At 49.6% G+C, this 23,289-nt stretch carries 33 protein-coding genes; 5 read left to right on the forward strand and 28 right to left on the reverse strand.

The features are described from left to right. Window positions 1-134: 134 nt before the first annotated feature. Together PL263_RS10820 and PL263_RS10825 are read left to right on the forward strand one after the other, a co-directional pair. The gene (locus tag PL263_RS10820) at window positions 135-4,340 is read left to right on the forward strand and encodes an FkbM family methyltransferase (RefSeq protein WP_278209445.1); all 4,206 of its coding nucleotides are present in this window, start codon (window positions 135-137) and stop codon (window positions 4,338-4,340) included. A gap of 16 nt (window positions 4,341-4,356) precedes the next feature. Further along, a complete protein-coding gene (locus PL263_RS10825) occupies window positions 4,357-6,876 on the forward strand; it encodes a tetratricopeptide repeat protein (RefSeq protein WP_278209446.1) in 2,520 nt (839 codons plus the stop codon). Window positions 6,877-6,926: 50 nt separating this feature from the next. On the opposite strand, the gene PL263_RS10830 is transcribed toward PL263_RS10825, so the two are convergent. Together PL263_RS10830 and surE are read right to left on the reverse strand one after the other, a co-directional pair. After that, on the reverse strand, window positions 6,927-7,589 hold the full coding sequence (locus PL263_RS10830; protein ID WP_278209447.1) for a protein-L-isoaspartate(D-aspartate) O-methyltransferase: 663 nt from the start codon (window positions 7,587-7,589) through the stop codon (window positions 6,927-6,929). 2 nt (window positions 7,590-7,591) lie between these two features. Continuing rightward, on the reverse strand, window positions 7,592-8,341 hold the full coding sequence (gene surE / locus PL263_RS10835) for a 5'/3'-nucleotidase SurE (protein WP_278209448.1): 750 nt from the start codon (window positions 8,339-8,341) through the stop codon (window positions 7,592-7,594). A gap of 64 nt (window positions 8,342-8,405) precedes the next feature. Here surE and PL263_RS10840 point away from each other — a divergent pair, with 64 nt between their 5' ends. The 3 genes from PL263_RS10840 to PL263_RS10850 all read left to right on the forward strand — a co-directional run bounded on the left by PL263_RS10840 (window position 8,406) and on the right by PL263_RS10850 (window position 10,763). Beyond that, on the forward strand, window positions 8,406-8,972 hold the full coding sequence (locus tag PL263_RS10840; protein ID WP_278209449.1) for a Smr/MutS family protein: 567 nt from the start codon (window positions 8,406-8,408) through the stop codon (window positions 8,970-8,972). Between the two features lie 214 nt (window positions 8,973-9,186). Further along, on the forward strand, window positions 9,187-10,260 hold the full coding sequence (locus PL263_RS10845) for a glyceraldehyde 3-phosphate dehydrogenase NAD-binding domain-containing protein (RefSeq protein WP_278209450.1): 1,074 nt from the start codon (window positions 9,187-9,189) through the stop codon (window positions 10,258-10,260). Continuing rightward, window positions 10,257-10,763: a DNA-deoxyinosine glycosylase gene (locus PL263_RS10850; RefSeq protein WP_278209451.1), complete on the forward strand. Its 507-nt coding sequence runs from the start codon at window positions 10,257-10,259 to the stop codon at window positions 10,761-10,763. Before PL263_RS10845 ends, PL263_RS10850 begins: the two co-directional genes overlap by 4 nt. A gap of 99 nt (window positions 10,764-10,862) precedes the next feature. Here PL263_RS10850 and rplQ read toward each other — a convergent pair whose 3' ends face one another. The 26 genes from rplQ to rplD all read right to left on the reverse strand — a co-directional run bounded on the left by rplQ (window position 10,863) and on the right by rplD (window position 23,286). Further along, window positions 10,863-11,243: a 50S ribosomal protein L17 gene (gene rplQ, locus PL263_RS10855; RefSeq protein WP_140913526.1), complete on the reverse strand. Its 381-nt coding sequence runs from the start codon at window positions 11,241-11,243 to the stop codon at window positions 10,863-10,865. Window positions 11,244-11,260: 17 nt separating this feature from the next. Further along, window positions 11,261-12,268: a DNA-directed RNA polymerase subunit alpha gene (gene rpoA / locus PL263_RS10860; protein ID WP_278209452.1), complete on the reverse strand. Its 1,008-nt coding sequence runs from the start codon at window positions 12,266-12,268 to the stop codon at window positions 11,261-11,263. Window positions 12,269-12,291: 23 nt separating this feature from the next. Then, window positions 12,292-12,912, reverse strand: coding sequence for a 30S ribosomal protein S4 (rpsD, locus tag PL263_RS10865; RefSeq protein WP_278209453.1), 621 nt, complete (start codon window positions 12,910-12,912; stop codon window positions 12,292-12,294). Window positions 12,913-12,927: 15 nt separating this feature from the next. After that, entirely contained in the window at window positions 12,928-13,314 is a 387-nt protein-coding gene (rpsK, locus tag PL263_RS10870) for a 30S ribosomal protein S11 (protein WP_020484822.1), read from the reverse strand. 24 nt (window positions 13,315-13,338) lie between these two features. Continuing rightward, window positions 13,339-13,695, reverse strand: a complete 357-nt coding sequence (gene rpsM / locus PL263_RS10875) for a 30S ribosomal protein S13 (protein ID WP_140913523.1) — start codon at window positions 13,693-13,695, stop codon at window positions 13,339-13,341. Between the two features lie 75 nt (window positions 13,696-13,770). Further along, a complete protein-coding gene (gene rpmJ, locus PL263_RS10880; protein WP_081607976.1) occupies window positions 13,771-13,884 on the reverse strand; it encodes a 50S ribosomal protein L36 in 114 nt (37 codons plus the stop codon). 15 nt (window positions 13,885-13,899) lie between these two features. Further along, window positions 13,900-15,225, reverse strand: coding sequence for a preprotein translocase subunit SecY (gene secY / locus PL263_RS10885; protein ID WP_278209454.1), 1,326 nt, complete (start codon window positions 15,223-15,225; stop codon window positions 13,900-13,902). Then, on the reverse strand, window positions 15,226-15,660 hold the full coding sequence (gene rplO, locus PL263_RS10890; protein ID WP_278209455.1) for a 50S ribosomal protein L15: 435 nt from the start codon (window positions 15,658-15,660) through the stop codon (window positions 15,226-15,228). Next, complete coding sequence (gene rpmD / locus PL263_RS10895) at window positions 15,661-15,846, reverse strand: 50S ribosomal protein L30 (protein WP_140913520.1); 186 nt, start codon at window positions 15,844-15,846, stop codon at window positions 15,661-15,663. Between the two features lie 6 nt (window positions 15,847-15,852). Further along, window positions 15,853-16,359, reverse strand: a complete 507-nt coding sequence (rpsE, locus tag PL263_RS10900) for a 30S ribosomal protein S5 (protein ID WP_140913519.1) — start codon at window positions 16,357-16,359, stop codon at window positions 15,853-15,855. Window positions 16,360-16,368: 9 nt separating this feature from the next. Further along, entirely contained in the window at window positions 16,369-16,722 is a 354-nt protein-coding gene (gene rplR, locus PL263_RS10905) for a 50S ribosomal protein L18 (protein ID WP_140913518.1), read from the reverse strand. Between the two features lie 8 nt (window positions 16,723-16,730). After that, the gene (gene rplF / locus PL263_RS10910) at window positions 16,731-17,264 is read right to left on the reverse strand and encodes a 50S ribosomal protein L6 (protein WP_140913517.1); all 534 of its coding nucleotides are present in this window, start codon (window positions 17,262-17,264) and stop codon (window positions 16,731-16,733) included. Between the two features lie 19 nt (window positions 17,265-17,283). Beyond that, window positions 17,284-17,679, reverse strand: coding sequence for a 30S ribosomal protein S8 (rpsH, locus tag PL263_RS10915; RefSeq protein ID WP_140913516.1), 396 nt, complete (start codon window positions 17,677-17,679; stop codon window positions 17,284-17,286). A gap of 35 nt (window positions 17,680-17,714) precedes the next feature. Continuing rightward, a complete protein-coding gene (rpsN, locus tag PL263_RS10920; RefSeq protein ID WP_278209456.1) occupies window positions 17,715-18,020 on the reverse strand; it encodes a 30S ribosomal protein S14 in 306 nt (101 codons plus the stop codon). A gap of 10 nt (window positions 18,021-18,030) precedes the next feature. Continuing rightward, on the reverse strand, window positions 18,031-18,570 hold the full coding sequence (rplE, locus tag PL263_RS10925) for a 50S ribosomal protein L5 (protein WP_140913514.1): 540 nt from the start codon (window positions 18,568-18,570) through the stop codon (window positions 18,031-18,033). An 11-nt stretch (window positions 18,571-18,581) separates the two neighbouring features. Further along, window positions 18,582-18,899, reverse strand: coding sequence for a 50S ribosomal protein L24 (gene rplX, locus PL263_RS10930; protein WP_278209457.1), 318 nt, complete (start codon window positions 18,897-18,899; stop codon window positions 18,582-18,584). 15 nt (window positions 18,900-18,914) lie between these two features. Further along, the gene (gene rplN, locus PL263_RS10935) at window positions 18,915-19,283 is read right to left on the reverse strand and encodes a 50S ribosomal protein L14 (protein ID WP_054759259.1); all 369 of its coding nucleotides are present in this window, start codon (window positions 19,281-19,283) and stop codon (window positions 18,915-18,917) included. A gap of 27 nt (window positions 19,284-19,310) precedes the next feature. Next, window positions 19,311-19,574 (reverse strand): 30S ribosomal protein S17, encoded by a 264-nt coding sequence (rpsQ, locus tag PL263_RS10940; protein WP_278209458.1) that lies wholly within the window; start codon window positions 19,572-19,574, stop codon window positions 19,311-19,313. A 2-nt stretch (window positions 19,575-19,576) separates the two neighbouring features. Then, complete coding sequence (rpmC, locus tag PL263_RS10945; RefSeq protein WP_140913511.1) at window positions 19,577-19,768, reverse strand: 50S ribosomal protein L29; 192 nt, start codon at window positions 19,766-19,768, stop codon at window positions 19,577-19,579. Further along, window positions 19,768-20,181 carry a 50S ribosomal protein L16 gene (gene rplP, locus PL263_RS10950; RefSeq protein WP_026602118.1) on the reverse strand — a complete coding sequence of 138 codons (414 nt, stop codon included), beginning with the start codon at window positions 20,179-20,181 and terminating at the stop codon, window positions 19,768-19,770. The genes rpmC and rplP overlap by 1 nt, the downstream gene beginning before the upstream one ends. Window positions 20,182-20,201: 20 nt before the next feature. Next, entirely contained in the window at window positions 20,202-20,873 is a 672-nt protein-coding gene (gene rpsC, locus PL263_RS10955; RefSeq protein ID WP_140913510.1) for a 30S ribosomal protein S3, read from the reverse strand. A gap of 9 nt (window positions 20,874-20,882) precedes the next feature. Next, on the reverse strand, window positions 20,883-21,215 hold the full coding sequence (gene rplV, locus PL263_RS10960) for a 50S ribosomal protein L22 (protein WP_140913509.1): 333 nt from the start codon (window positions 21,213-21,215) through the stop codon (window positions 20,883-20,885). A 9-nt stretch (window positions 21,216-21,224) separates the two neighbouring features. Continuing rightward, on the reverse strand, window positions 21,225-21,497 hold the full coding sequence (gene rpsS, locus PL263_RS10965) for a 30S ribosomal protein S19 (RefSeq protein ID WP_064042135.1): 273 nt from the start codon (window positions 21,495-21,497) through the stop codon (window positions 21,225-21,227). A gap of 12 nt (window positions 21,498-21,509) precedes the next feature. Further along, window positions 21,510-22,337 carry a 50S ribosomal protein L2 gene (gene rplB, locus PL263_RS10970; RefSeq protein WP_278209459.1) on the reverse strand — a complete coding sequence of 276 codons (828 nt, stop codon included), beginning with the start codon at window positions 22,335-22,337 and terminating at the stop codon, window positions 21,510-21,512. Window positions 22,338-22,369: 32 nt separating this feature from the next. Continuing rightward, complete coding sequence (rplW, locus tag PL263_RS10975; protein ID WP_278209460.1) at window positions 22,370-22,669, reverse strand: 50S ribosomal protein L23; 300 nt, start codon at window positions 22,667-22,669, stop codon at window positions 22,370-22,372. Next, the gene (gene rplD / locus PL263_RS10980; RefSeq protein WP_140913506.1) at window positions 22,666-23,286 is read right to left on the reverse strand and encodes a 50S ribosomal protein L4; all 621 of its coding nucleotides are present in this window, start codon (window positions 23,284-23,286) and stop codon (window positions 22,666-22,668) included. The genes rplW and rplD overlap by 4 nt, the downstream gene beginning before the upstream one ends. Window positions 23,287-23,289: the final 3 nt, after the last annotated feature.

Here is a 23,289-nt window from a genome sequence, read left to right on the forward strand (position 1 = left end):
TTTCTGCAATCCGGCCGCTGTCGAAATGCCATGTTTCGCACTAGACACCGCCGCCGTACCCACAACCGGAATCGATTTCTTAGCCCGGTCGATTTCCCTAAACCTGCAATCGCAACGCAAAACAAGGTAGATACATGGAGAAACCCCTTTTTTGGCCGATCAAAATCGAGAACGACGTCACCGTGTGTGCGGCCAGCGACATCAATTTGATGACCCCTTATGTTTTGCTGGAACAGGAGGATTGGTTCGAAGACGAAATGGATTTTATCCGGAGCTACATCGAGCCGGGCATGCACAGCCTGGATATCGGCGCCAATCACGGCGTCTACGCCCTCAGCATCGCCAAACGGCTCGATAGCGGCCGGGTCTGGGCGTTCGAACCGACCTCGGCTCCGGGGACTATGCTGCAGCGCAGCATCGAACTGAATGGCTTTAGCGACAAGGTCAACCTGCTGCGTTTCGGCTTATCCGACACGACCCGCGCCGCGGAGATCAGCGTATCGGCCAACAGCGAACTCAACTCGTTGAGCGGCAGCGGCCAAAACAAGGAAACCATCCAATTACGTACCCTGGACGACAGCTTGGCCGAATATGCACCGGGGGTAATGATCGATTTCGTCAAAATGGACGCGGAAGGCGAAGAAATCAACGTCCTCAAAGGCGGCCAACGCTTTTTCAGCGAACAGTCGCCGCTGTTGATGTTCGAGTTAATGCACGGCAGCCAAATCAATCACGGCTTGATCGATGCCGTCCGCCAATTCGGCTTCGGGATTTACCGTTTGATTGCCGAGCCCAACGTTTTGGTCGAATTCGATGCCGATCAACACAGCGAGACCTTAAACCTGTTCGCCTGCAAACCGGACCGGGCGGCATTATTGCGCCAGCGCGGCTTGTTACTGGACCGGGATCCGCAACCGGCAGCAAGCCCAGATAGCTTCGACCCCAGTGCATTTTTTGCCGGTTACGAGTACTCGCACTATTGTTTGCCGCTCGATAGCAGCGAATTGGCGCCGGAATTTCGCCAACTGATATCGCTCTGTGCAGCCTACGAATCGGGCAAGCTCGCTGCGCACGAGAAGTTGAACTTGCTGCAACAGGCCAGAGTTTTAGCCGAACCGTACAACACACTGAACATCGCCACAGAGGCCGAAAAAACGCCCTGGCTGGTCATGCTGGTCTATGTTTACTACAAACTGGGCATGCGCGCGGCAGCATTGTCCACCGCGGCAACATTGTTGTTGAATATCAACGTGTTGACCGACTTCCGCCACCCGTTTCTGCCGCCGCTGAGCCGGGACTTAAATCGCCCGGTCGTCGGTTCGCTTGGCGAATGGTTGAAATGCTTGTTGATCGAGTTCTACGAAGCCAAACGCAGCTTTTCATCGTATTTTCTGGCCGACCCGCTTAGCGTCCTGGATCTGATTCAAAACAGCCCGAATTTATCGGTCGGCATGGCCCGCCGCTACGCCTTGGCCAGTTTGCGCCGGCAAAAACCGGTTCCCGAGCATATCAAGCAATTAATCGTCCAACACAATCGCAACAATGCCACGATTTGGCGCGAGCTGTTAAACCTGCCGCAAGCTTTCAATCTGCTCGACGCCTTGCTAAAAACAGACGACAACCCGATACGGGTCAACATCGTCGATATCGGCGCCAGTTCCCACGGCCAGTTGACCGAACCCTACGCGCCGTTGATGCAGGCCGATTTAGCGACCGTGGTCGGATTCGAACCGGATCCGGAGGCCCATGCCAAATTATGCGAGATCTACGCCGGCAACGCATCCTATCGTTATCTGCCTTATTTCGTCGGCAAGGGCGGTCCGGCGACATACTACGAAACCAACTGGTTCATGACCGGCTCTTTGTACAAGCCGAACAAACCGTTGCTGGACGCTTTTTTTCAACTCGGCGACGTGGTGCAGTTGGTCGCGGAACATCCGGTCGAGACCGTCAGCCTGGATCAGCTGAACGATTTGGGCAACGTCGACATGATCAAAATCGACGTACAGGGCGGCGAACTCGACGTATTCAAAGGCGGCAGCAACGCCTTGGCCGACACCTTGGTGATTTGGACCGAAGTCGAATTCGTCGAGTTGTACGAAGGCCAGCCCTTGTTTGCCGAAGTCGAACAATTCCTGCGCTCGCAAGGTTTTATGTTCCACTGCTTCACCGGCATCGTGCCGCGCAGTTTCAAACCACTGGTTTTGAAAGACAACCCGTATGCAGGCATCAAACAAGCAATCTGGTCCGACGCCGTATTCGTCAGAGACTTTCAAAAGCTGGACCGACTCAGTAACCTGCAATTGCGCAAACTGGCAGCGATATTGGACAGCGTCGTGCAGTCACCGGATTTCTGCCTGTTGGTATTGAAAGAGCTGGACCGCCGCGAAGGCTCTAATTTAGCCGACCAATACACCAACAATCTGCCTAGCCACTTCGCGCTGACCACGCCGACCGCTACGCTCAGCGCCAACGATGCCACCCTGGTCCAGCAAAAAACCATGAGAGCGCTGGAGTTGCAAAACAGCAACGACGCCCCCGGAGCCAGGCAATTGTTTCTGGAAGTGTTGCAACTGCAACCGCAAAACTTTCCAGCCCTATATTCGCTCGCGGTCCTTGCCTCGCAAGCCGACGAACAACAGGAGGCCTTGGCCTGGATCGGCAAAGCCATCGCCACCGATACCGGCAGAAGCTATGCACCGGCGCATTTTGTCCAGGCTGTTGTACTGCAATCTCTGGGGCGTTTCGACGAATCGTTGGCGGCATACCAACAGGCGATTGCCTTGGACCCAGCCTACGAAAGCGCGATGATCAACCGCAGTAACCTTTACTACGAGATCAAACAGCACGTCAAAGCGGTCGAGAGCTTCAACGAGGCGTTAAAAGTCAATCCGACATCCGACAAGGCGCTGGCCGGTCTGGGCATTATCCTGACCGAAATGAACCGTTATGAGGATGCCATTCCGCTATTCGAACAACTGTTGGCGGCGAATCCGGATTTCGATTACGGCAGAGGTTTGCTATTTCACGCCGAGCAGCATTGCTGCGACTGGCGCCGGTTCGAGGAAAGCCGCGACATTATCGAAACCGGCGTCCGCGAACAACGCAAGGTCTGTAAAACGCTGCCGTTTATGTCCTTGTCCAACTCGCCCGAAGCTCTGCAGCAATGCGTCAAGATTTTCGCCGAACATTTGTTTCCGCCGAAAAACAAGGCGTTATGGAATGGCGAAAGCTACCGGCACGATAAAATCCGCCTCGCCTACGTGTCGCCGGATTTTCGCGAACATCCGGTCGGACATTTGATGGCCGGCATCATCGAGCACCACGACCGATCCCAATTCGAGACCATTGCCATTTCGTTGGGACTGGACGACAAAGGCGCATTGCGGCAACGCTTCGAAAATGCGTTTAGCAAATTCATCGACGTGCGCGGTAAAAAATCCTGGGAAATCGCGGAACTGATCCGAGATCTGGAAGTGGATATCCTGATCGATTTGGCCGGCTATACCGCCGACTCCCGCACCGACATTTTCAGTTACCGGCCGGCGCCGATTCACGTCAATTTCCTGGGTTACCCCGGCTCGCTGGGTCTGGACTACATGGACTATATCCTGGCGGACCGCATCGTCATCCCGGAACAGCATCAAAAATATTACAGCGAGAAAGTGGCCTATCTGCCCAACGCGTATCTGCCGACCGACTCGAATCTGAAGATTGCCGAGCGCACGCCAACCCGGGCCGAAATGGGCTTGCCGGAAACCGGCGTCATCTTTTGCTCGTTCAACCATGATTACAAGATCAATCCGCCGATGTTCGACATCTGGATGCGTCTGCTCAAACAAGTTCCGGGCAGCGTGTTGTGGCTGATGAAGTTGAACGAACCGGCGCAACGCAATTTGCGCCGGGAAGCGGAACAGCGCGGGATCGATCCGAATCGGCTGGTGTTCGCTACCCGGGTTCCGGCCGTGGCAGACCATCTGGCCCGCTATCGGCTGGCGGATATGTTTCTCGATACCACGCCTTACAACGCACATACCACGGCCAGCGACGCCTTGCGGGTCGGAGTGCCGGTGGTGACCTACCTGGGCAACACCTTTTCCGGCCGGGTCGCAGCCAGTTTGTTGCATTCGATCGGCTTGCCCGAGTTGATCGCTCAGTCGCTGGAAGAGTACGAGACTTTGGCGTTGAAACTGGCCACTGACAGCGCTTATCTGGCCGGCATTAAAGCCAAACTCCTCGAGAATCAAAAAAGCCATCCCTTGTTCGACACCGAACTGTTCTGCCGCAACCTGGAACAAACCCTGCGCCAGCTATTAGCAGATCAGCACCGGCCCGCCTGATCAGCAACAAACGATAGTGTCTGCCGAAAAACTGCAACAGCTGTTGCAACTCGCCATCGCCCAGCACCAAGCCGGGCGACTGGCAGAGGCGCAAGCTTTGTATCTTCAGATATTGCAGTTGCAACCCGAACACGCCCAAACCCATCACAACATGGGTGTTCTGGCGTTGCAGGTCGGCCAATTCGACATTGCCCTGAACCACCTTGAACGCGCTATGGCAACCGACCCGGCGCAACACAAGTACCAGCTTAGCTATTTGCAGGCGCTGGTTCAGGGCGAGCGTTATCCGCAAGCGCGAGAGGTGCTGCAGCAAGCCAAGCAGCGCTACGGTTTAGTCGGGCCGGATATTGCGGCGATGGAACAGGTCCTGGCCGCCCCAGCCGGGCCGGATTTGCAGGCGTTGTACGCCCACTTTCAACAAGGCCGTTATGCCGAAGGCGAACAACTTGCCCGCCGTTTGCTCGCCCTCTTTCCTGAATCGGGTATCGTCTGGAAAATCCTGGGCTTGTTCCTGCTGCAACAGCAGATTTTCCCGGAAGCCCTGCAGGCTTTAGGCCGCGCCGCAGATCTGTTGCCCGATGACGCCGAAGCCCTGCTCAATTACGCCTCAGCTTTGCACGGTCAGGGCTGCTTTGCGGAAGCCATCGACGCCTACCGCCGCTCCTTGCAACTGGAGCCGAATAACGTGCCTGCGTATGCCAATCTGGGCAGCCTGCTCTACAATCTGGGCCGTTACGCCGAAGCCGAGACCTGTTTTGCCCGGCTGACAGCGTTAACTCCCGACACAATCGATGCCTGGTTGCGCTTAGGCCTGAGCCAACAGGCGCAAAGCCAATTCGCCGCAGCCGAGCAAGTGTTCCGTACAGCATTGGCTAAAGCCCCTTTCCAGGCCGAAGTCCACTACCAATTAGCGGTACTATTGAAAAGCCAGGCCAGGGCGGCTGAGGCCTTGGCAGCCTGCCGACAAGCATTGGCATTGAATCCGGACTATGCGGAAGCGTTTTGTACGCTGGGTTCGTTGTATTACGAAGCGGGCGATTTGGTCCAGGCCGAAGCCCATTTCCGCAATGCTTTGGCCAAGCAAGCCGATTATCCGGAAGCGCTGAATAATCTCGGCACCACCTTGCAAATGCAACGGCGGCTTATTGAAGCCGAATCCAGTTATCGCCGGGCGCTGGAATTGAATCCGGCCTATGTCGACGCAGTTACCAATCTCGGCATCAATCTGCAAAGCCAGGGCCGCATTGCCGAAGCCGAGGCCTGCTGGCGGCGCAGTTTGGCCCTGAATCCAGATCAAATCGCCACCCAAAGCGGTTTGTTGTTTCATTTGAACTACAGCGCACACACGCCTAACTGCAATTATCTGGAAGAAGCGCAGAAATTCGCCGAGATGGCCGAGCATGCGGCGCGGCCGTTTGCCGATTGGCTATGCGACGACAATCCGGAGCGGTTACGGATCGGATTGGTGTCCGGGGATTTACGCGATCATCCGGTCGGGCATTTTCTGTTGGCGTTATTGCGCGACAGCGACCCGCAGCGAGTGGAATTTATTGCCTACGCAACCCAGCCCGAAACGGACCACTATTCGATGCATTTACAACCCTATCTGCGCGAATGGAAAAATATTGGCGGTTTTACTGACGCAACCGCTGCCGAGCTGATACGCGGCGACGCGGTGCATATCCTGATCGATCTTGCCGGCCACAGCGCCCACAATCGGCTGCCCTTATTCGCCTGGAAGCCGGCACCGGTTCAGATTAGTTGGCTGGGCTATTTGGCTTCGACCGGGCTGCCGGCCATCGATTACGTGTTGAGCGACCCTTATTCGATTCTGGCCGAAGACGAACAGCACTTTACCGAAGCGATATGGCGTCTGCCGCAGACTTGTTTATGTTTTACGCCGCCGCAACAGGCCGTCGAGGTTCGGCCGCTACCGGCGCTGCAAAATGGTTATATCACCTTCGGTAGCTTCAACAATCTGACCAAAATCAGCGACGATACGGTAGAGCTGTGGGCGCAAGTGTTGCAGCATGTCCCTGATGCCAAATTGTTTCTGAAAGCCAGCCAGTTAAACGAGGCTTTGGTTCGGGAACGGACCATCGCCCGCTTTGCCGGCCACGGTATCGACAGGGATAGGTTGGTTTTGAGCCCGCCTTTTAGCGACCGGACACAACATTTGGCGGCTTACCAGTCTGTCGATATTGCATTGGACACGTTTCCGTATCCCGGCGTGACTACCAGCGTGGAAGCGTTATGGATGGGAGTGCCGGTGCTGACTCTACGCGGCGGCGGTTTACTGGCGCGCGCCGCGGAATCGATCGCTACCAATGCCGGGCTGGCCGACTGGATCGCGGCAGACCAGTCGGATTATCTGCAGAAAGCCGCTGGCTTTGCCGCCGATCTCGGTCTGCTTAGCCAGCTGCGCTCGGAATTACGGGACCGGCTGGAATATTCACCGCTGTTTGCCGGCAGGCAATTTGCCGAGCAATTTGCCCAAGCCATGCGGGAAATGTGGACCACCAGGGTTAATCGCTAATTTTGCCGCTCCCGCGTCTGCGACTGTCCGGGGATAGAGAAAAGCCGAAACTAACGGCTGACGCCCGACAAGAACGGCACGAAGGTTACCCGCTCGATGACTTCGTCTTCGAAGCCGTGCTCGGTGCGCGTGATTCTGTGTAATTCCTGCATGCCTTCCAATCCGACCGGGATAACCAAGACGCCGCCGACTGCGAGTTGTTCCAATAATGCCGGCGGCACTTCCGGCGGTGCCGCAGCGGCCAAAATGCCATCGAACGGAGCGTGCTCCGGCCAGCCCCAACCACCGTCGCTATGCTTGAACCCCACCGTTTTTATGCCCAGTTCCCATAGCGTGTCTCGAGCTTTTTTCATCAACGGCGCAATCCGCTCGACCGAATAAAGCTGACCGACCAAGTTAGCCAATATCGCGGTCTGGTAGCCGCAACCGGTGCCGATTTCCAATACGTTTTTCCGCGGCCCGAATTCCAGCAATAACTCGGTCATTTTCGCCACGATGTAGGGCTGGGAGATGGTTTGGTTATGGCCGATCGGCAGCGCCGTATCTTCGTAAGCCCGACTTTCTAGAGCCTCGTCGACAAAAATATGCCGCGGCGTATCCGCCATCACCGCCAACACGTTACCGTTTGTTATGCCCTGCTGCCGCAGCCGGGAGATCATGCGCTCCCGGGTGCGGCGCGACGTCATGCCGATGCCTTGTAGACGCCGACTCATACCTATGCCTCCAATGCCAACCATTCGCTCAGGCCTGCCAAACGCTCATAACGGGTCAAATCCAGTTGTAGCGGCGTGACCGATACAAAACCGTTGCGGATCGCATCGAAATCCGTACCCGGCCCGGCATCCTGCTCGCTACCCGGCGGCCCCACCCAGTAAATAGTATGCCCGCGCGGGTCGCTGGCACGAACCACCGCTTCCGCCTTGTGCCGCTGGCCCAGGCGGGTTGCTTGATACCCTTTCAATTCGTGCAACGGCACATCGGGTACATTCACATTCAATAAGGTGTCCTCCGGCAGCGGATGAGCCAGAATTTTTTGCATTAAGGCGATTGCAACCGCGGCCGCGGTATCGAAATGTTTGGGGTCGCTGGCTGCTAGCGAAATAGCGACCGCAGGCAATCCCAAAAATCGGCCTTCAGTCGCTGCCGCGACGGTTCCGGAGTACAGCACGTCGTCGCCCAGGTTGGCGCCATGGTTAATACCAGCGAACACCATGTCGGGTTCGGTTTTCAATAAGCCAGTAATCGCCAAGTGTACGCAATCGGTCGGTGTACCATCGACACGGACAAAACCATTGTCACATGCCGTAGCGCGTAACGGCATGTCCAAAGTCAACGAGTTGCTGGCCGCGCTGCGGTTCTTGTCCGGTGCAACGACGGATATTTCGGCATGTTGACTCAATGCTTGCGCCAATGTATTGATCCCTTGCGCCAAATAGCCGTCGTCGTTACTAATCAGAATGTGCATACCGCATTAAAACGCATTAAAATTGCAGCATCTTAGCAAAAAAACCGCAAAACCAGCAGCTTACGTGACAAAAAAAACCACTTCGCCGGATGACTCCGCGCTGTTCAGAAACACGGTAGGCAAAGTTAAAACTATCGATACCAATACGGTGAGTCTGCAACCCGCCGGCAAGCCTCGCCCATTTCCGAAAACTAAGCCGCTCGAACAAATAGACCCGCTGCAAAAAGATATTTCTGAAAAGTTGGACATGCTGTTTCAGGAAGACCGGATTGCCTTTCTAGCGCCGGGCCTGCAAAAAAACGTGCTGAAGAAGCTACGCAAGGGACAGTATGGCTTGGACGCCGAAATCGATCTGCACGGTTTGACTAGCCGAAACGCCAAACAACAATTATTAAATTTCTTGCATGACTGCGTCGAAAACGGAATCCGCTGCGTTCACGTGATTCACGGCAAGGGATATAACTCGCCCGACAGTCAGCCGGTGTTAAAAAATGATATCAATTTGTGGTTACGCCAACATCAAGACGTATTGGCCTTCTGTTCGGCACCGCCAAAAGCCGGGGGCTCCGGAGCCGTATTCGTATTGCTGCGATTCTCCGCCAAATTTGGCGCCCACGAAGAAGATATCTAAATCAATGAAGCTCACCAACAAGTTGTTTGGCGCAGAACCGTTTTATGTAAGGACCGCTTACCTTGACGAGGCCGTGAACTTGCTCTAGCTTTTTAGCACCGAAACGCTACACCTGTCTAAAAACACCCACATCAGCGATGACAATTGCCCTCATTTCTCGCGGTAACAAAAACACTCGATTATTAGCCGGCCCCGCACCGGGAGGTATCCGCTTATGAGTTTGAAGGTAGCAATCGTCGGCCTCGGCCGTATCGGCCGCGGCGTATTACGTACGAACTTTTCCCAGCAAAGTGGAGGCCGACATCAGATTTGCGTGGTGTGCGACGTGATGACGATTGACCATGTCGCGTATCTACTGGCAAATGACAGTACGTACGGCAGACCTCCGTTTCAAGTTGAGTGCGATGGCAACGACCTGATTTTGGATGGGAAAAGAATACGCTATCAACGGGTCGATAGACGACGCAGCGGCCCATCCGAACATGGCCTGGACAGTTTGAAGGAATTTGATCTCGATGTTTTATTCGACGCCACCGGCACCGCTAGCATCAATGATTTCAGAACCATTTTGGAACGGGGCATCGCCCGCAAGGTCTTATGCACATGGAACGTTACCGGGTGCGACATCAGCATCGTTTACGGGGTTAATCAGGCTGATTACCTACCGGATAAGCACCACGTTATCTCCGCAAGTACCTGCACCGGAAATGCAATGGTACCGATTTGCCACATTCTGGATAAACATTTTGGAATAGTATCGGCGCGTATCGCAACTATACACCCCCAACTCTCTGACCAGAGGGTCTTGGACGGCTACCACTCATCTTCACAGCTTGGGCGAGGCTGTGCCGCTTCGATCATCCCCACCGGCACCAATGTTGCCAAGTCGACAGCTCTCGTCTTACCAAATTTGGCGGGCAAGTTGGAAGCCGTTTCCTACCGCGTCCCAACAGCAATAGTGTCGGTGATCGACTTTACGGCATACTTGGCAACGGATGCTAGCCGAGATCAGTGCATAGAACTATTTGAGCGATATGCTAACAACCAATTATCCGGAATCATTTGCTGTGACTACGGGGCGTGGGGCCATCAAAAAGCAAGCATCGATTACATGCGAACAGATTTCTCTGCAATTTTGTTGATGGCGCAGCTCACAATTAATCAGAATAAGCAAATCGGATTATCGATAATGCACGATAACGAACACGCATACAGCTGTAGAGTTTTGGACGTACTCGGTCTGTTGAAGTCAGCAACGCAGAACCACTCCGCACAAAGCTCTGAATGAACCCTATAAGCGGATTTCCTCCAATTGCGACGGAGCGCGCCCGAGTCTTGATTCTGGGCAGCATGCCTGGATTAGCCTCGCTTAACGCCGGCGAATATTACGCCCATCCCCGCAATCAATTCTGGCCGATTGTCTGTAGATTACTAGGAATCGATGCATTACTTCCTTATGAATCCAGATTAAATGCTCTCAATGACAACGGCATTGCCGTGTGGGACGTGATAAAAGACTGCTCTCGTTCTGGCAGTCTAGATTCGGGTATTGTTAAACAAACGATCGTTCCCAACGATTTCGTTATATTTTTCCAAAGACACCCATCGATACGTAGCGTGTTCTTCAACGGTGCTACAGCAGAAAACCTGTTTAGGAAATTTTATTTAACTACCACGCTGAAGGTATGCGATGACATACGCAACTATAGAAGACTACCATCAACCAGCCCGGCCAATGCCGCATTATCATTGGAACGGAAGCTGGAAATATGGAAGCTTATATTGAATTAGCTATCCGAAAAGCGACGGATAAAATGCACTTCTAAATAAAAAGGCCTAACCAAATTAGGCTAGGCCTTTAAACAAAAACATCTAGTAAAGTTAATAAGTTTATTCTGACGCAGCCACAGGCTCCGGTCGATCAACCAACTCTACATAAGCCATTGGTGCATCGTCGCCTGGCCGAAAGCCGCACTTAATGATACGCAAGTAACCACCAGTTCTGGCAGAGTAGCGTGGACCCAGTTCGTTAAACAACTTAGTCACCACATCGCGATCACGCAACTTGGAGAAAGCTTGACGACGTTTTGCGACTGAATCATTTTTCGACAGAGTGATCAACGGCTCTGCAATCATTCTTAATTCTTTTGCTTTCGGAAGCGTGGTTTTAATCAACTCATGCTTAAAAAGTGAGCAAGCCATGTTGCTAAACAGCGCTTTTCTGTGGCTGCTGTTTTTGTTTAACTGTCTTCCAGATTTACGGTGTCTCATTTTTCAGTGCCTTATATTCAAATTCCAGCTTGGGATTGGTCTGCCAAGTTCTCAGGCGGCCAGTTTTCCAGCCGCATGCCTAAAGACAGTCCTTTAATAGCAAGGATGTCTTTTATCTCGGTGAGAGACTTCTTGCCTAAGTTGGGAGTCCGTAACAGCTCGACTTCTGTTCGCTGGATTAAATCGCCGATATAAAAGATATTTTCTGCTTTTAGGCAATTCGCCGAACGAACCGTCAGTTCTAAATCATCTACCGGACGTAATAGTACAGGGTCGAAAGAGTCCTCTTCTACCGCAACTTCCTCCTGAACTTGCTCGTTGACCTTTTCGAAATCAACGAAAACAGAAAGCTGATCGTGCAAGATTGACGCAGCCGTCTTTATCGCATGCTCTGGATCTACAGTGCCATTAGTTTCCAACTCGATAACTAAGCGATCGAGATTGGTCCGCTGCTCAACCCGGGTGCTCTCTACGTGATAAGCCACTTTAACAATCGGACTGAAAGCGGCATCCAACATCAGAACGCCAACGGGAGCGTCGTCGAACGCTTCCTTTCTGACGCTTGCTGGAACGTAGCCGCGCCCTCTTTCAACTTTAATTTTTATGTTTAAGCCGATATCTTGGGTAACGTTAGCGATGACCAATTCAGGATTGGCGATTTCAACGTTATGAGGCAATTCTATATCACCAGCAGTAACAACACCCGCTCCCTTTTTTGATAAGGTTAATGTTACCTCGTCTTTAGAATGGACAATTACCGCCAGCTTTTTCAAATTCAAGATGATATCGATAACATCTTCTTGAACGCCTTCGATCGTGGTAAATTCGTGCAGCACACCATCTATAGATATTTCTGTAACTGCGCAACCAGGAATTGAAGAGAGCATGACCCTTCTCAAAGCGTTGCCGAGCGAGTGGCCAAAGCCTCTTTCAAGCGGCTCGATCACAATCCGCGAATGATTGGCCGATTCGTTTACGACTTCAACTAATCTTGGCTTAAGAAGGCCACCAATAGAACTCTGCATATATTGTATCCTAGCCCTGTTTATTACTTAGAATAGAGCTCGACAACCAACTGTTCGTTGATGTCAGACCCCAAATCGACGCGATCAGGCACGGATTTGAATACGCCGCTCATTTCTTTAGCGTTAACTTCCACCCATACCGGAAAGCCGTATTGTTCCGCAACGACCAACGCATCCTTAATTCGCTGTTGACTCTTGGCTTTCTCTCTGATTTTAACCACGTCGCCTGCGGAAAGCTGATACGAGGGGATGTTGATCAGACGATCATTGACCAAGATTGCTTTGTGCGACACCAACTGCCTAGCCTCTGCTCGAGTGGCCGCGTAACCCATGCGATAAACAACGTTATCCAGCCTGGACTCCAGGAAATCCAACAAATTTTGACCAGTCGCGCCTTTCTGCAAGTCGGCCGCTTTATAATAATTTCTAAATTGCTTTTCCAAAACGCCATAAATCCTGCGCAAACGCTGCTTTGCGCGCAATTGCATAGCGTAGTCAGAGTTTCTCGTGCGCTTAGCCCCATGCTGACCGGGACGCTGATCCAATTTGCACTTACTCTCCAGAGATTTACCTCTGCTTTTTAAAAAAAGATCAGTGCCCTCTCTGCGACTTAACTTACACGCAGGACCAAGATATCTTGCCATTATTTACTCCACTACCTAAACGCGACGCTTTTTTGGAGGACGGCATCCGTTGTGAGGAATCGGAGTCACATCCACAATATTCGAAATTTTAAAGCCCATGCTGTTTAATGAACGAACAGCGGACTCCCTGCCTGGACCAGGCCCTTTGATCATGACGTCGAGGTTTTTCATGCCATATTCCTGCGCCACCGCGCCGGCTTTCTCAGCGGCCACCTGAGCAGCAAATGGAGTGCTCTTTCTCGACCCGCGAAATCCGGAGCCACCTGACGTAGCCCAGGACAAAGCGTTACCTTTCCGGTCTGTAATTGTAACGATCGTATTATTAAAGGAAGCATGAACATGCACTATGCCGTCTGCAACTTCCTTTTTTATCCGTTTCTTAACTCGATTTTGGGTTGCCATCAAATTGCCTATCTATTTTAATTACTACTTGGTGACCGATTTACGAGGCCCTTTTCTAGTCCTCGCATTTGTCCGAGTCCGCTGACCTCTCAACGGCAACCCCCGACGATGCCGAATCCCGCGATAGCAGCCAAGATCCATAAGTCTCTTTATGTTCATAGAGACTTCCCTACGCAAATCGCCTTCGACGGTCATACCAGAAATGACTTTGCGTATTGCCTCAACTTGATCTTCAGTCAGATCCCTGATTTTGACAGCGGGATTAACCCCTACTTCACTGCATATATCTCTAGCAGTCTGCCTACCAATTCCGTAAATAGCTGTTAAGGCTATCTCCGCATGCTTATGATCAGCCACGTTTATACCAGCAATACGAGCCATTCAAACACTCCAAAAACGATACTATAAGGTTAAACGGAGAAGTATAACACTCCGAAAAATAAATCGCAAAAACAACTAACCTTGCCTTTGCTTGTGACGACCATCTTTACAGATGACCCTTACTACGCCATTCCTTTTTATAACTTTGCAGCTCTTACAGATGGCTTTTATTGAAGCACGTACTTTCACGGCTAACTCCTTAAATTAAGATTTCTTCAGATTGGCTTTTTTCATCAACCCTTCATACTGCTGAGACATCAGATGGGTCTGCATTTGCGATATAAAATCCATTACAACCACAACAATGATTAACAGTGAAGTACCGCCAAAAGAAAATGGGACATTCCAATAAACAATCAGAAATTCGGGCAACAGGCAAATCAATGTAATATAGACTGCACCAATCAGGGTAAGCCTAGTCATTACCTTATCAATGTAACTAGTTGTATGCATCCCCGGCCTGATACCAGGCAAAAAGGCTCCGGATTTCTTAAGGTTCTCCGCTGTTTCTTTAGAATTAAACACCAGCGCGGTGTAGAAAAAGCAAAAAAACACTATAGCCAACGCGTAGCACAAGACGTAGACAGGCTGACCGGGAGAAAGAACAGATGCCACATCTTGCAACCACGAAAAACCATCTACATTACCGAACCAGCCTGCAATAGTTGCTGGAAACAAGATAATACTTGAAGCGAAGATAGGCGGTATAACGCCAGCCATGTTTAATTTTAAAGGCAAAAACGAACTCTGCCCTGCATAAACCTTATTGCCTTGCTGACGCTTGGGGTAATTAATCGTGATCCGTCTTTGTCCGCGCTCAACAAATACCACAATGCCTGTGACAAAAATCGCTAGCGCGAAAAGCAACACAATAAATGCACCATTCATCTCTCCAGTACGAGCAAGCTCCAACGTCCCACCTATTGCAGAGGGAAGTCCTGATACGATACCGGCAAAGATTAGTAGCGATATGCCGTTGCCAATTCCCCGCTCTGTCACCTGTTCGCCAAGCCACATCAGAAAGATTGTCCCAGTTACTAACGTAATGGTAGTAACAACCACGAACCCTAAACCGGGCTGCAAAACCACAGCAAGTCCGCCTGCGGTTTGATTTTGCAACGCTACAGAAATACCCACCGACTGAAACATCGCCAGAACAACCGTCCCGTAGCGCGTATATTGAGAGATTTTTCTCCTACCAGACTCACCTTCTTTCTTCAATTGCTCCATCGCGGGAATAACGATAGTCATCAACTGCATAATGATGGAGGCAGAAATATAAGGCATGATGCCAAGCGCAAACAAGCTTAGCCTCATCAAAGCCCCGCCGGAAAACATATTAAACATGTTTAAGATCGAACCGGACTGCTGCTCAAACATTGTAGCAAGCGCCTTTGGATCAATCCCGGGCACCGGAATGTGAGCACCAACCCGATACACAACAAAAGCGCCTAAAACAAACAGCAACCTAGACTTTAGCTCCCCAAAACGGAAAGCACCCGCGGAAACTTCATAACCTTTAGCACTCACCTATGCCTCTACTTTGCCACCAGCAGCTTCTATTGTTGACTTCGCACCTGCAGTTACACCAAGGCCTTTCAAAGTTAAACCTCTTGACAACACACCCGTATTGACAACCTTAACTTTCTTTGTGAACACAGGGACAAGATTACTCCTAATCAAAACCTGAAGATCTACAACGTCAACGTTTAGTGAACTAATTTCGCTCAACCGTACTTCTGCGGAAAACTTCTTGGTGCGAGAGGTAAAACCAACTTTAGGCAGCCTCCTTTGCAAGGGCATCTGCCCCCCTTCAAAGCCTACCTTATGAAACCCCCCTGCACGCGCTTTTTGCCCTTTGTGACCGCGACCGCAGGTCTTGCCGTCAGTAGAACCTATTCCGCGACCAACGCGCTTAGCCTTTTTTCTTGCGCCGTATGCAGCCTGTATCGTGTTTAAAAACATTTAGACTTCCTCTACTTTAAGCATATAAGCGATTTTGTTAATCATGCCTCTATTTTCAGGAGTATCACTCACCTCAACAACTTGGCGAATTTTGCTTAATCCCAAGCCTTTCAGGCATTGTTGATGACTTTTCAATCTACCATTTTTACTTTTAGTCATCATTACGTTTAACTTTTTGCCGGACATGTCTTCTTATCCTGTAATTTGCTCAACAGTCAAACCGCGTTTAGCGGCAATCCTCTTCGCATCCTGCATAGCAGTGAGACCGTTGATCGTAGCTCTGACAACATTAATTGGATTACTAGTACCTATGCATTTGGCCAGTACATTGTGCACACCTACAACCTCAAAAACCGCACGCATAGCCCCTCCAGCGATAATACCAGTACCTTCCGACGCCGGCTGCATATAGACTTTAGCTGCACCAGTGTTGGACATAATGGAATATTGCAAAGTACCTTCCTTCAGCGCGACTTTTCTCATATTTTTTCGTGCTTGCTCCAGGGACTTCTGGATTGCTACCGGCACCTCCCTGGCCTTTGATACGCCGTAACCGACCCGACCGTCGCCGTCACCTACGACTGTAAGAGCAGCAAACCCAAATACCCTACCGCCTTTAACCACTTTTGCCACTCGACGAACAGAAACTAATTTTTCCTGCAAACCGTCAGTACTACCTTGAGATGGTGCTGTTGCCATAATCTTCCCCTAGAACTTCAACCCGGCTTCGCGAGCAGCATCTGCCAACGCTTTCACACGGCCATGATATTTAAAACCCGATCGATCAAACGCGACCTCCTGAACCCCAGCAGCCAGGGCTCGCTCCGCAATTAGCGTACCTACTGCTGTCGCCGCATCGATATTACTGGTATTTTTTACCTTTGTTTTAATATCCGCGAGCACAGTAGAAGCAGAAGCGAGGGTCATTGTTCCATCAACACTCAACACTTGTGCATAGATATGCTGTGAAGTGCGATGTATGGTCAATCTGTTGACGTTCAGTTTCTTGATTTTGCAACGAAGCTTTAGCGCTCGCTTTAGCCTGGAATTTTTCTTATCCATTTTGTTACCTATTTCTTCTTGGCTTCTTTTCGAGCCACATATTCATCGGCAATTCTGACACCTTTACCTTTGTAAGGCTCCGGCGGCCTGAAAGCGCGAATTTCAGAAGCCACTTGCCCCAGTTTCTGCTTGTCGCTACTTTTTACCAAAAGCTCGGTTTGGGACGGCGCCTCGACGGTGACACCTTCGGGAATCAGATATTCCACTGGATTGGAATAACCCAAAGACAAAGTCAGGAGATTATCTTTGACCTGCGCCCTATAACCGACGCCAACCAAAAGCATCTTCTTAACGAAGCCCTCCGAAACACCCTTAACCATATTGTTGATTGACGCGCGAGCAGTACCGGCATGCGCCTTCGCACCTTTCACCGCACTATCCCATTTTACGCTGATAACATTGCCGCTCAATTCAAGCTCAACTGATGGCGAAAGGCGGAATGAAAGCTCACCCAGTTTGCCTTTTATGACTGTGTGTTTACCGTCCAGTTTTATCTCTACGCCGGCCGGCAATACAATCGGCGCATTAGCTACTCGTGACATGATATATCCTTTAAAACTCTTAGCAGACGGTACAAATGACTTCGCCGCCGTGCCCAATGGCACGAGCAGCCCGATCAGTCATTACGCCGTTTGAAGTTGATACGATCGCAATACCGAGGCCGCCGAGAACTTTTGGAAGCTCGTCTTTAGATTTGTAAATCCTCAAACCCGGCCTACTAATTCTTTTCACACTCTCAATTACCGGGACACCGTTGTAATATTTGAGCTCGATTGTCATCTCTGTATGACTACCGTTTACTTCGGTTTTGTAATCGTTGATATAACCCTCTTCTTTTAAAACTTTTGCTATAGCAAGCTTTAATTTAGAGGACGGCATTTTCACGCTCTTTTTACCAGCAGACTGACCATTTCTTATTCTGGTCAACATATCTGCAATAGGATCTGTCATACTCATTATTAATTCCCCAACAACCTTTTACGTAACGATAGTTACCAGCTAGCTTTAGACAGACCAGGCACATCGCCTCGCATGGTCGCTTCTCTAAGCTTATTCCTGCTCAACCCAAACTTTCTATAGTAACCATGAGGTCTACCGGTGAGCTTACAGCGATTACGTAATCTAGATTTACTAGAGTCCCTGGGTAATTTTTGCAGCTGAATTTGCGCGCTTTCCTTCTCCTCGAACGTCGCATTTGGCGACCGTATAATTCCCTTTAACGCACTGCGCTTGCTGTCGTATTTTTTAATTAAACTAGCACGCTTTGATTCGCGAGCTATCATCGATTTTTTTGCCATCAGTGCACCCTCAGCTTTTAAATGGAAAATTGAATAACTTCAACAACGCCAGACCTTCCTCGTCGGTTTGGGCTGTCGTAGTGATGCAAATATCCATCCCTCGAAGGGTGTCGATTTTATCGTAGTCGATTTCCGGGAAAATTATCTGCTCCTTAATACCGACAGAATAGTTCCCCCTGCCATCGAAACTTTTAGAACTCATCCCTCTAAAATCACGAATACGCGGTATAGAGATGGTAATTAACCTATCCAAAAACTCGTACATTCTATCGCTACGCAAAGTCACCTTACATCCAATAGGCATGTCGTCGCGGATTTTAAACCCTGCTATAGATTTACGCGCCAAAGTAACTACGGCCTTCTGTCCAGAGATTTTCTCCATATCAGACACGGCAGATTGCAGCACTTTCTTGTCCGCTACCGCGCCACCAACACCCATATTAAGAGTGATTTTGGTTAATTTAGGCACTTGCATTACGGTTTTATATCCGAATTGACTTATCAATGCCGGCACTATTTCTTCTTTGTATTTCTTTTCTAATCTCGACATAGCTTGTCTCCTCAATCACCGATAGTTTCATTGTTAGATTTAAAAAACCTAACTTTTTTGCCATCAGCACTCAACCTAAAACCGATCCGATCAGCTTTTTTTGTTTTGGGATTGAATATCGCTATATTCGAAATATGAATGGGCATATTTTTGTCTACGATGCCGCCAGAGATACCGAGGTTAGGATTACCTCTTTGGTGCTTCTTAACCAAATTAATGCCTTCGACCAGCACTCTATTATTTTCAAGCACCTTAGAAACCCGTCCAAGCTTGCCTTTTTCTCTTCCAACACAGACAATAACTTCGTCACCTTGTTTGATTTTTTGCATCTTTAGGCCTCCGTCTTATAGTACTTCTGGGGCTAGAGAAATAATTTTCATAAACTTATCCCCTCTCAGCTCGCGTGTGACAGGCCCAAAGATACGTGTACCGATTGGTTGCAGTTGGTTATTTAAAATTACCGCAGCGTTACCGTCGAATCTAATCACTGAACCATCAGCTCTACGAACACCTCTTTTTGTTCTTACGACCAAGGCATTGTAAACGTCGCCTTTTTTCACGCGGGTGCGAGGCATTGCGTCTTTAACACTGACTTTGATGATGTCACCGATACCGGCATAGCGGCGATGCGATCCTCCAAGAACCTTGATACACATGACCTTTTTTGCGCCACTATTGTCGGCGACGTCAAGGCTAGTTTGCATCTGAATCATTTTTAAATTCCCAACTAAAGATATTAATTATTTGTTGGAAGCCTCGACGACTTCCAGCAACTTAAACGATTTATTTTTCGAAATCGGTCGACACGAAGCGATTGTTACTATATCGCCCTCTTGGCAAATATTGTTCTCGTCATGCACCAGCAGCTTCGTAGACCGTTTGATATATTTGCCGTACACCGGATGCTTCACCAACCGCTCGACTAAAACCGACGCTGTCTTATCCATTTTGTTGCTAACGACGCGTCCGGTTACTTTACGTGTACTTTCTATGTTTTCGCTCATGATCACGCCCTCGCCATTTCACTTAAGATCGTATTAATGCGAGCAATTTGGCGCCGAACGGTTTTTACTTGACTAGATTTACTTAGCTGCCCGGTACCTTTCTGCATTCTTAAATTAAATTGCTCCTTGGACAACTCCAACAAAGTCCCTTTCAATTCGTCTTTACTTTTGGTTCTCAGTTCTTTTGCTTTCATTACATTATTGTCCGAGCAGAAAACGTTGTTTTTACAGGTAACTTCGCAGCTGCAAGCTCAAAAGCCTCACGCGCTAACTCTTCAGAAACCCCTTCAATCTCGAACAGCATGGTGCCGGGCTTAATTTGAGCAACCCAGTATTCTACACTACCTTTACCTTTACCCATACGAACTTCTAATGGTTTTTTGGTAATTGGCTTATCTGGAAAAATACGGATCCAAATTTTACCACCACGCTTAACATGCCTGCTGATAGCTCGCCGAGCCGCCTCAATTTGGCGGGCAGTCATTCTACCACGACTTATAGATTTCAAACCATACTCACCGAAGCTGACTGAGGACCCACGCAACGCGGTGCCGTTATTACGTCCGGTATGTTGTTTACGAAACTTTGTTCTTTTTGGTTGAAGCATTTTGTCTATTCCCCTTCAACTTATTTTTTTGAATCTGCGTTGAGCGAAGCGGTATGGGCATCCATATCGAACACCTCACCTTTGAAGATCCAGACCTTAATACCGATGATTCCGTAAGTGGTTTTCGCCTCTGCGGTTCCGTAATCGATGTCAGCCCGCAAGGTGTGCAGCGGGACGCGCCCTTCACGGTACCATTCAGTTCTGGCGATTTCAGCACCGTTTAAACGTCCCGCCACGGTGATTTTGATACCTTCAGCACCCAATCGCATAGTATTTGTCACTGCCCGCTTCATTGCCCGGCGATACATAATCCGTTTTTCCAACTGCTGGGCAATACTCTCTGCAACTAAGTACGCGTCGAGCTCAGGCTTTCTAATTTCCTCGACATTCAGTTGTACGGGGACACCCATCATCGCGGAGATATTCTGACGCAAGATATCGATATCCTCGCCTTTTTTTCCAATTACGATGCCAGGCCGCGCAGTGTGCACAGTTATATTTGCATTGTTAGCGGGTCGATTAATCTGGACACGACTAACTGAAGCGTGCGCCAATTTTTGCTTGATATATTCACGAACTTTCAAATCTTGCAGCAGAAGCACAGGGTAATTCTGGCTATTTGCATACCATCTCGAAGTCCAATCTTTTACGATCCCGAGACGAATCCCAGTGGGATGAACCTTTTGTCCCATCTTATACCTCTATTTCTCAGCTACTTTGATTGTTATATGGCAAGTTCTTTTCAGAATGTGGTTGGCGCGCCCCTTTGCTCGAGCAGAGATTCTCTTCATTGTGCGCCCTTCGTTCACGAAAACGGTAGACACTTTTAGTTCGTCTATGTCTGCGTTTTCGTTATGCTCGGCGTTCGCTATAGCTGATTCAAGAACCTTTTTGAAGATTGCAGCCGCTTTTTTGGAGCTGAAATTCAAAAGGTTTAAGGCGTTTTCAACAGGCAACCCTCTAATCTGATCTCCTACCAAACGCGCTTTCTGCGCAGACAAGGGAGCGTTACTCAATTTAGCCGATACTTCCACGTTCACTCCTTATCTGGATTTTTTGTCAGCGATATGGCCTTTATAAGTTCTCGTCGGGGAGAACTCACCTAATTTATGACCGACCATATTTTCAGAAATCAACACTGGCACATGTTGCTTACCATTGTGCACCGCAATGGTCAGCCCCAACATATCAGGGCTGATCATCGAGCGTCTAGACCAGGTTTTAATCGGTTTCCGATTATTTGTTCTCACCGCCTCTTCAACTTTTTTAAGCAAGTGATGATCAATAAATGGACCTTTTTTAATTGAACGTGGCACGTCAGATACCTCTTATTTTTGCTTACGGCGTCTGACAATCATGTTGTCAGTACGTTTGTTTTTTCGGGTTTTGTAGCCCTTAGTTGGAGTTCCCCATGGCGACACAGGATGACGCCCGCCTGAAGTTCGGCCTTCGCCACCTCCATGCGGGTGGTCAACCGGGTTCATGGCAACGCCTCGGACCGTAGGCCTTACGCCTCTCCACCTTTTGGCGCCAGCTTTACCCAGGGAAATCAAATTGTGCTCAGAATTCGAAACTTCGCCAACCACACCTTTGCAGTCGGAAGGCACTTTTCTCATCTCACCGGAACGCAATCTTACTGTCACATAAGCGCCATCCTTAGCCACCAATTGGACAGAAGTACCTGCGCTTCGTGCCAACTGAGCACCTTTGCCGGGCCTCAATTCGACGCAATGCAGGGTGGTACCCAGTGGCATATTACGTAACGGCATGCAATTTCCAACTTTGACGGGGGTGGTTTCGGAACTTAGTATTTCCTGACCAACTTCTATCCCTTTGGGCGCTATTATGTATCTCCGCTCACCGTCTTTAAATAAAACCAGTGCGATGTTAGCTGTTCTGTTTGGATCGTATTCTATTCGCTCGATAATGGCCGGAACATCAGCTTTATCGCGCTTGAAATCGATAATACGATAAAACTTCTTGTGTCCCCCACCGATGTGGCGGGTTGTCACTCTACCCTGATTGTTACGTCCACCAGTATTGCTCTTTTTGTCTAGTAGTTGTGCAAATGGCTTACCCTTATGCAAATCATTATTTTGTACACGTACTACAAACCGAGAACCTGGAGATGTCGGCTTTGATTTTAGAATAGCCATGCTCTTCTACCGCTCCTATTTGCTTTAAAAAGTTATGCTGTTGCAAGTTCGATATTGTGGCCCGACTGCAATTTCACATATGCTTTTTTCCAGTCTGAGCGCTTACCCAAAGCGCGTCCGAAGCGCTTGATTTTTCCTTTGACGTTTAATACGCGAACCGATTCGACTTTCACGCCGAACATCAACTCGACTGCTTTTTTAATCTGCAGCTTGGTTGCTGTCTTTTGCACTTTAAACACAAATTGATTATTTTGGTCCGCGGCATTTGAGCTTTTTTCCGAAATGATCGGCGCGTACAAAACGTTCGCTAATTTAACTTTTTGTTCACTCATGCTAAACGCTCCTCAATTTGCTTCAAGGCTGTAGCCGTTGCTATGACTTTGTCAGCGGCAACTAGCGACACCGGGTCGATACTAGTAGGTGTTACCACCGCTACATATGGCAAATTCCTTGCCGCCAAAATCAAATTTTCGTTCAGGTCATCCGCTACAACCAGCAACCGTTTGGCTTCGATACCTTTAATTTTTGACAAGAAGTCTTTTGTTTTTGGGGATGCCGGCACGATGTCATCACAAACTGCGATCCGTCCCTGACGCAATAGTTCTGAGAATATGGATCGGATACCGACCTTGTACATTTTTTTGTTCAACTTCTGGTCGAACGAGCGCGGCTGAGCCGCGAACGTGACACCACCCGTGCGCCAGATCGGGCTGCGGGTTGTACCGGCACGCGCACGGCCAGTGCCTTTTTGGCGAAAGGGCTTCAAACCGCCACCGCTAACGGCAGAGCGGTTTTTTTGCGCCTTTGTGCCAGCTCGTGCACTTGAAAGATATTTAGTGACCAATTGATGGACCAAGGTTTCATTGAAATCCTGACCAAATACTTCATCTGACACATCGAGTGCCTGAGAGGAACCGCCACCGTTGATTGCAGGTATTTGTAATGCCATAAA

Source organism: Methylomonas sp. EFPC3 (assembly GCF_029643245.1).
In the GTDB taxonomy this organism is placed as follows: domain Bacteria; phylum Pseudomonadota; class Gammaproteobacteria; order Methylococcales; family Methylomonadaceae; genus Methylomonas; species Methylomonas koyamae_B.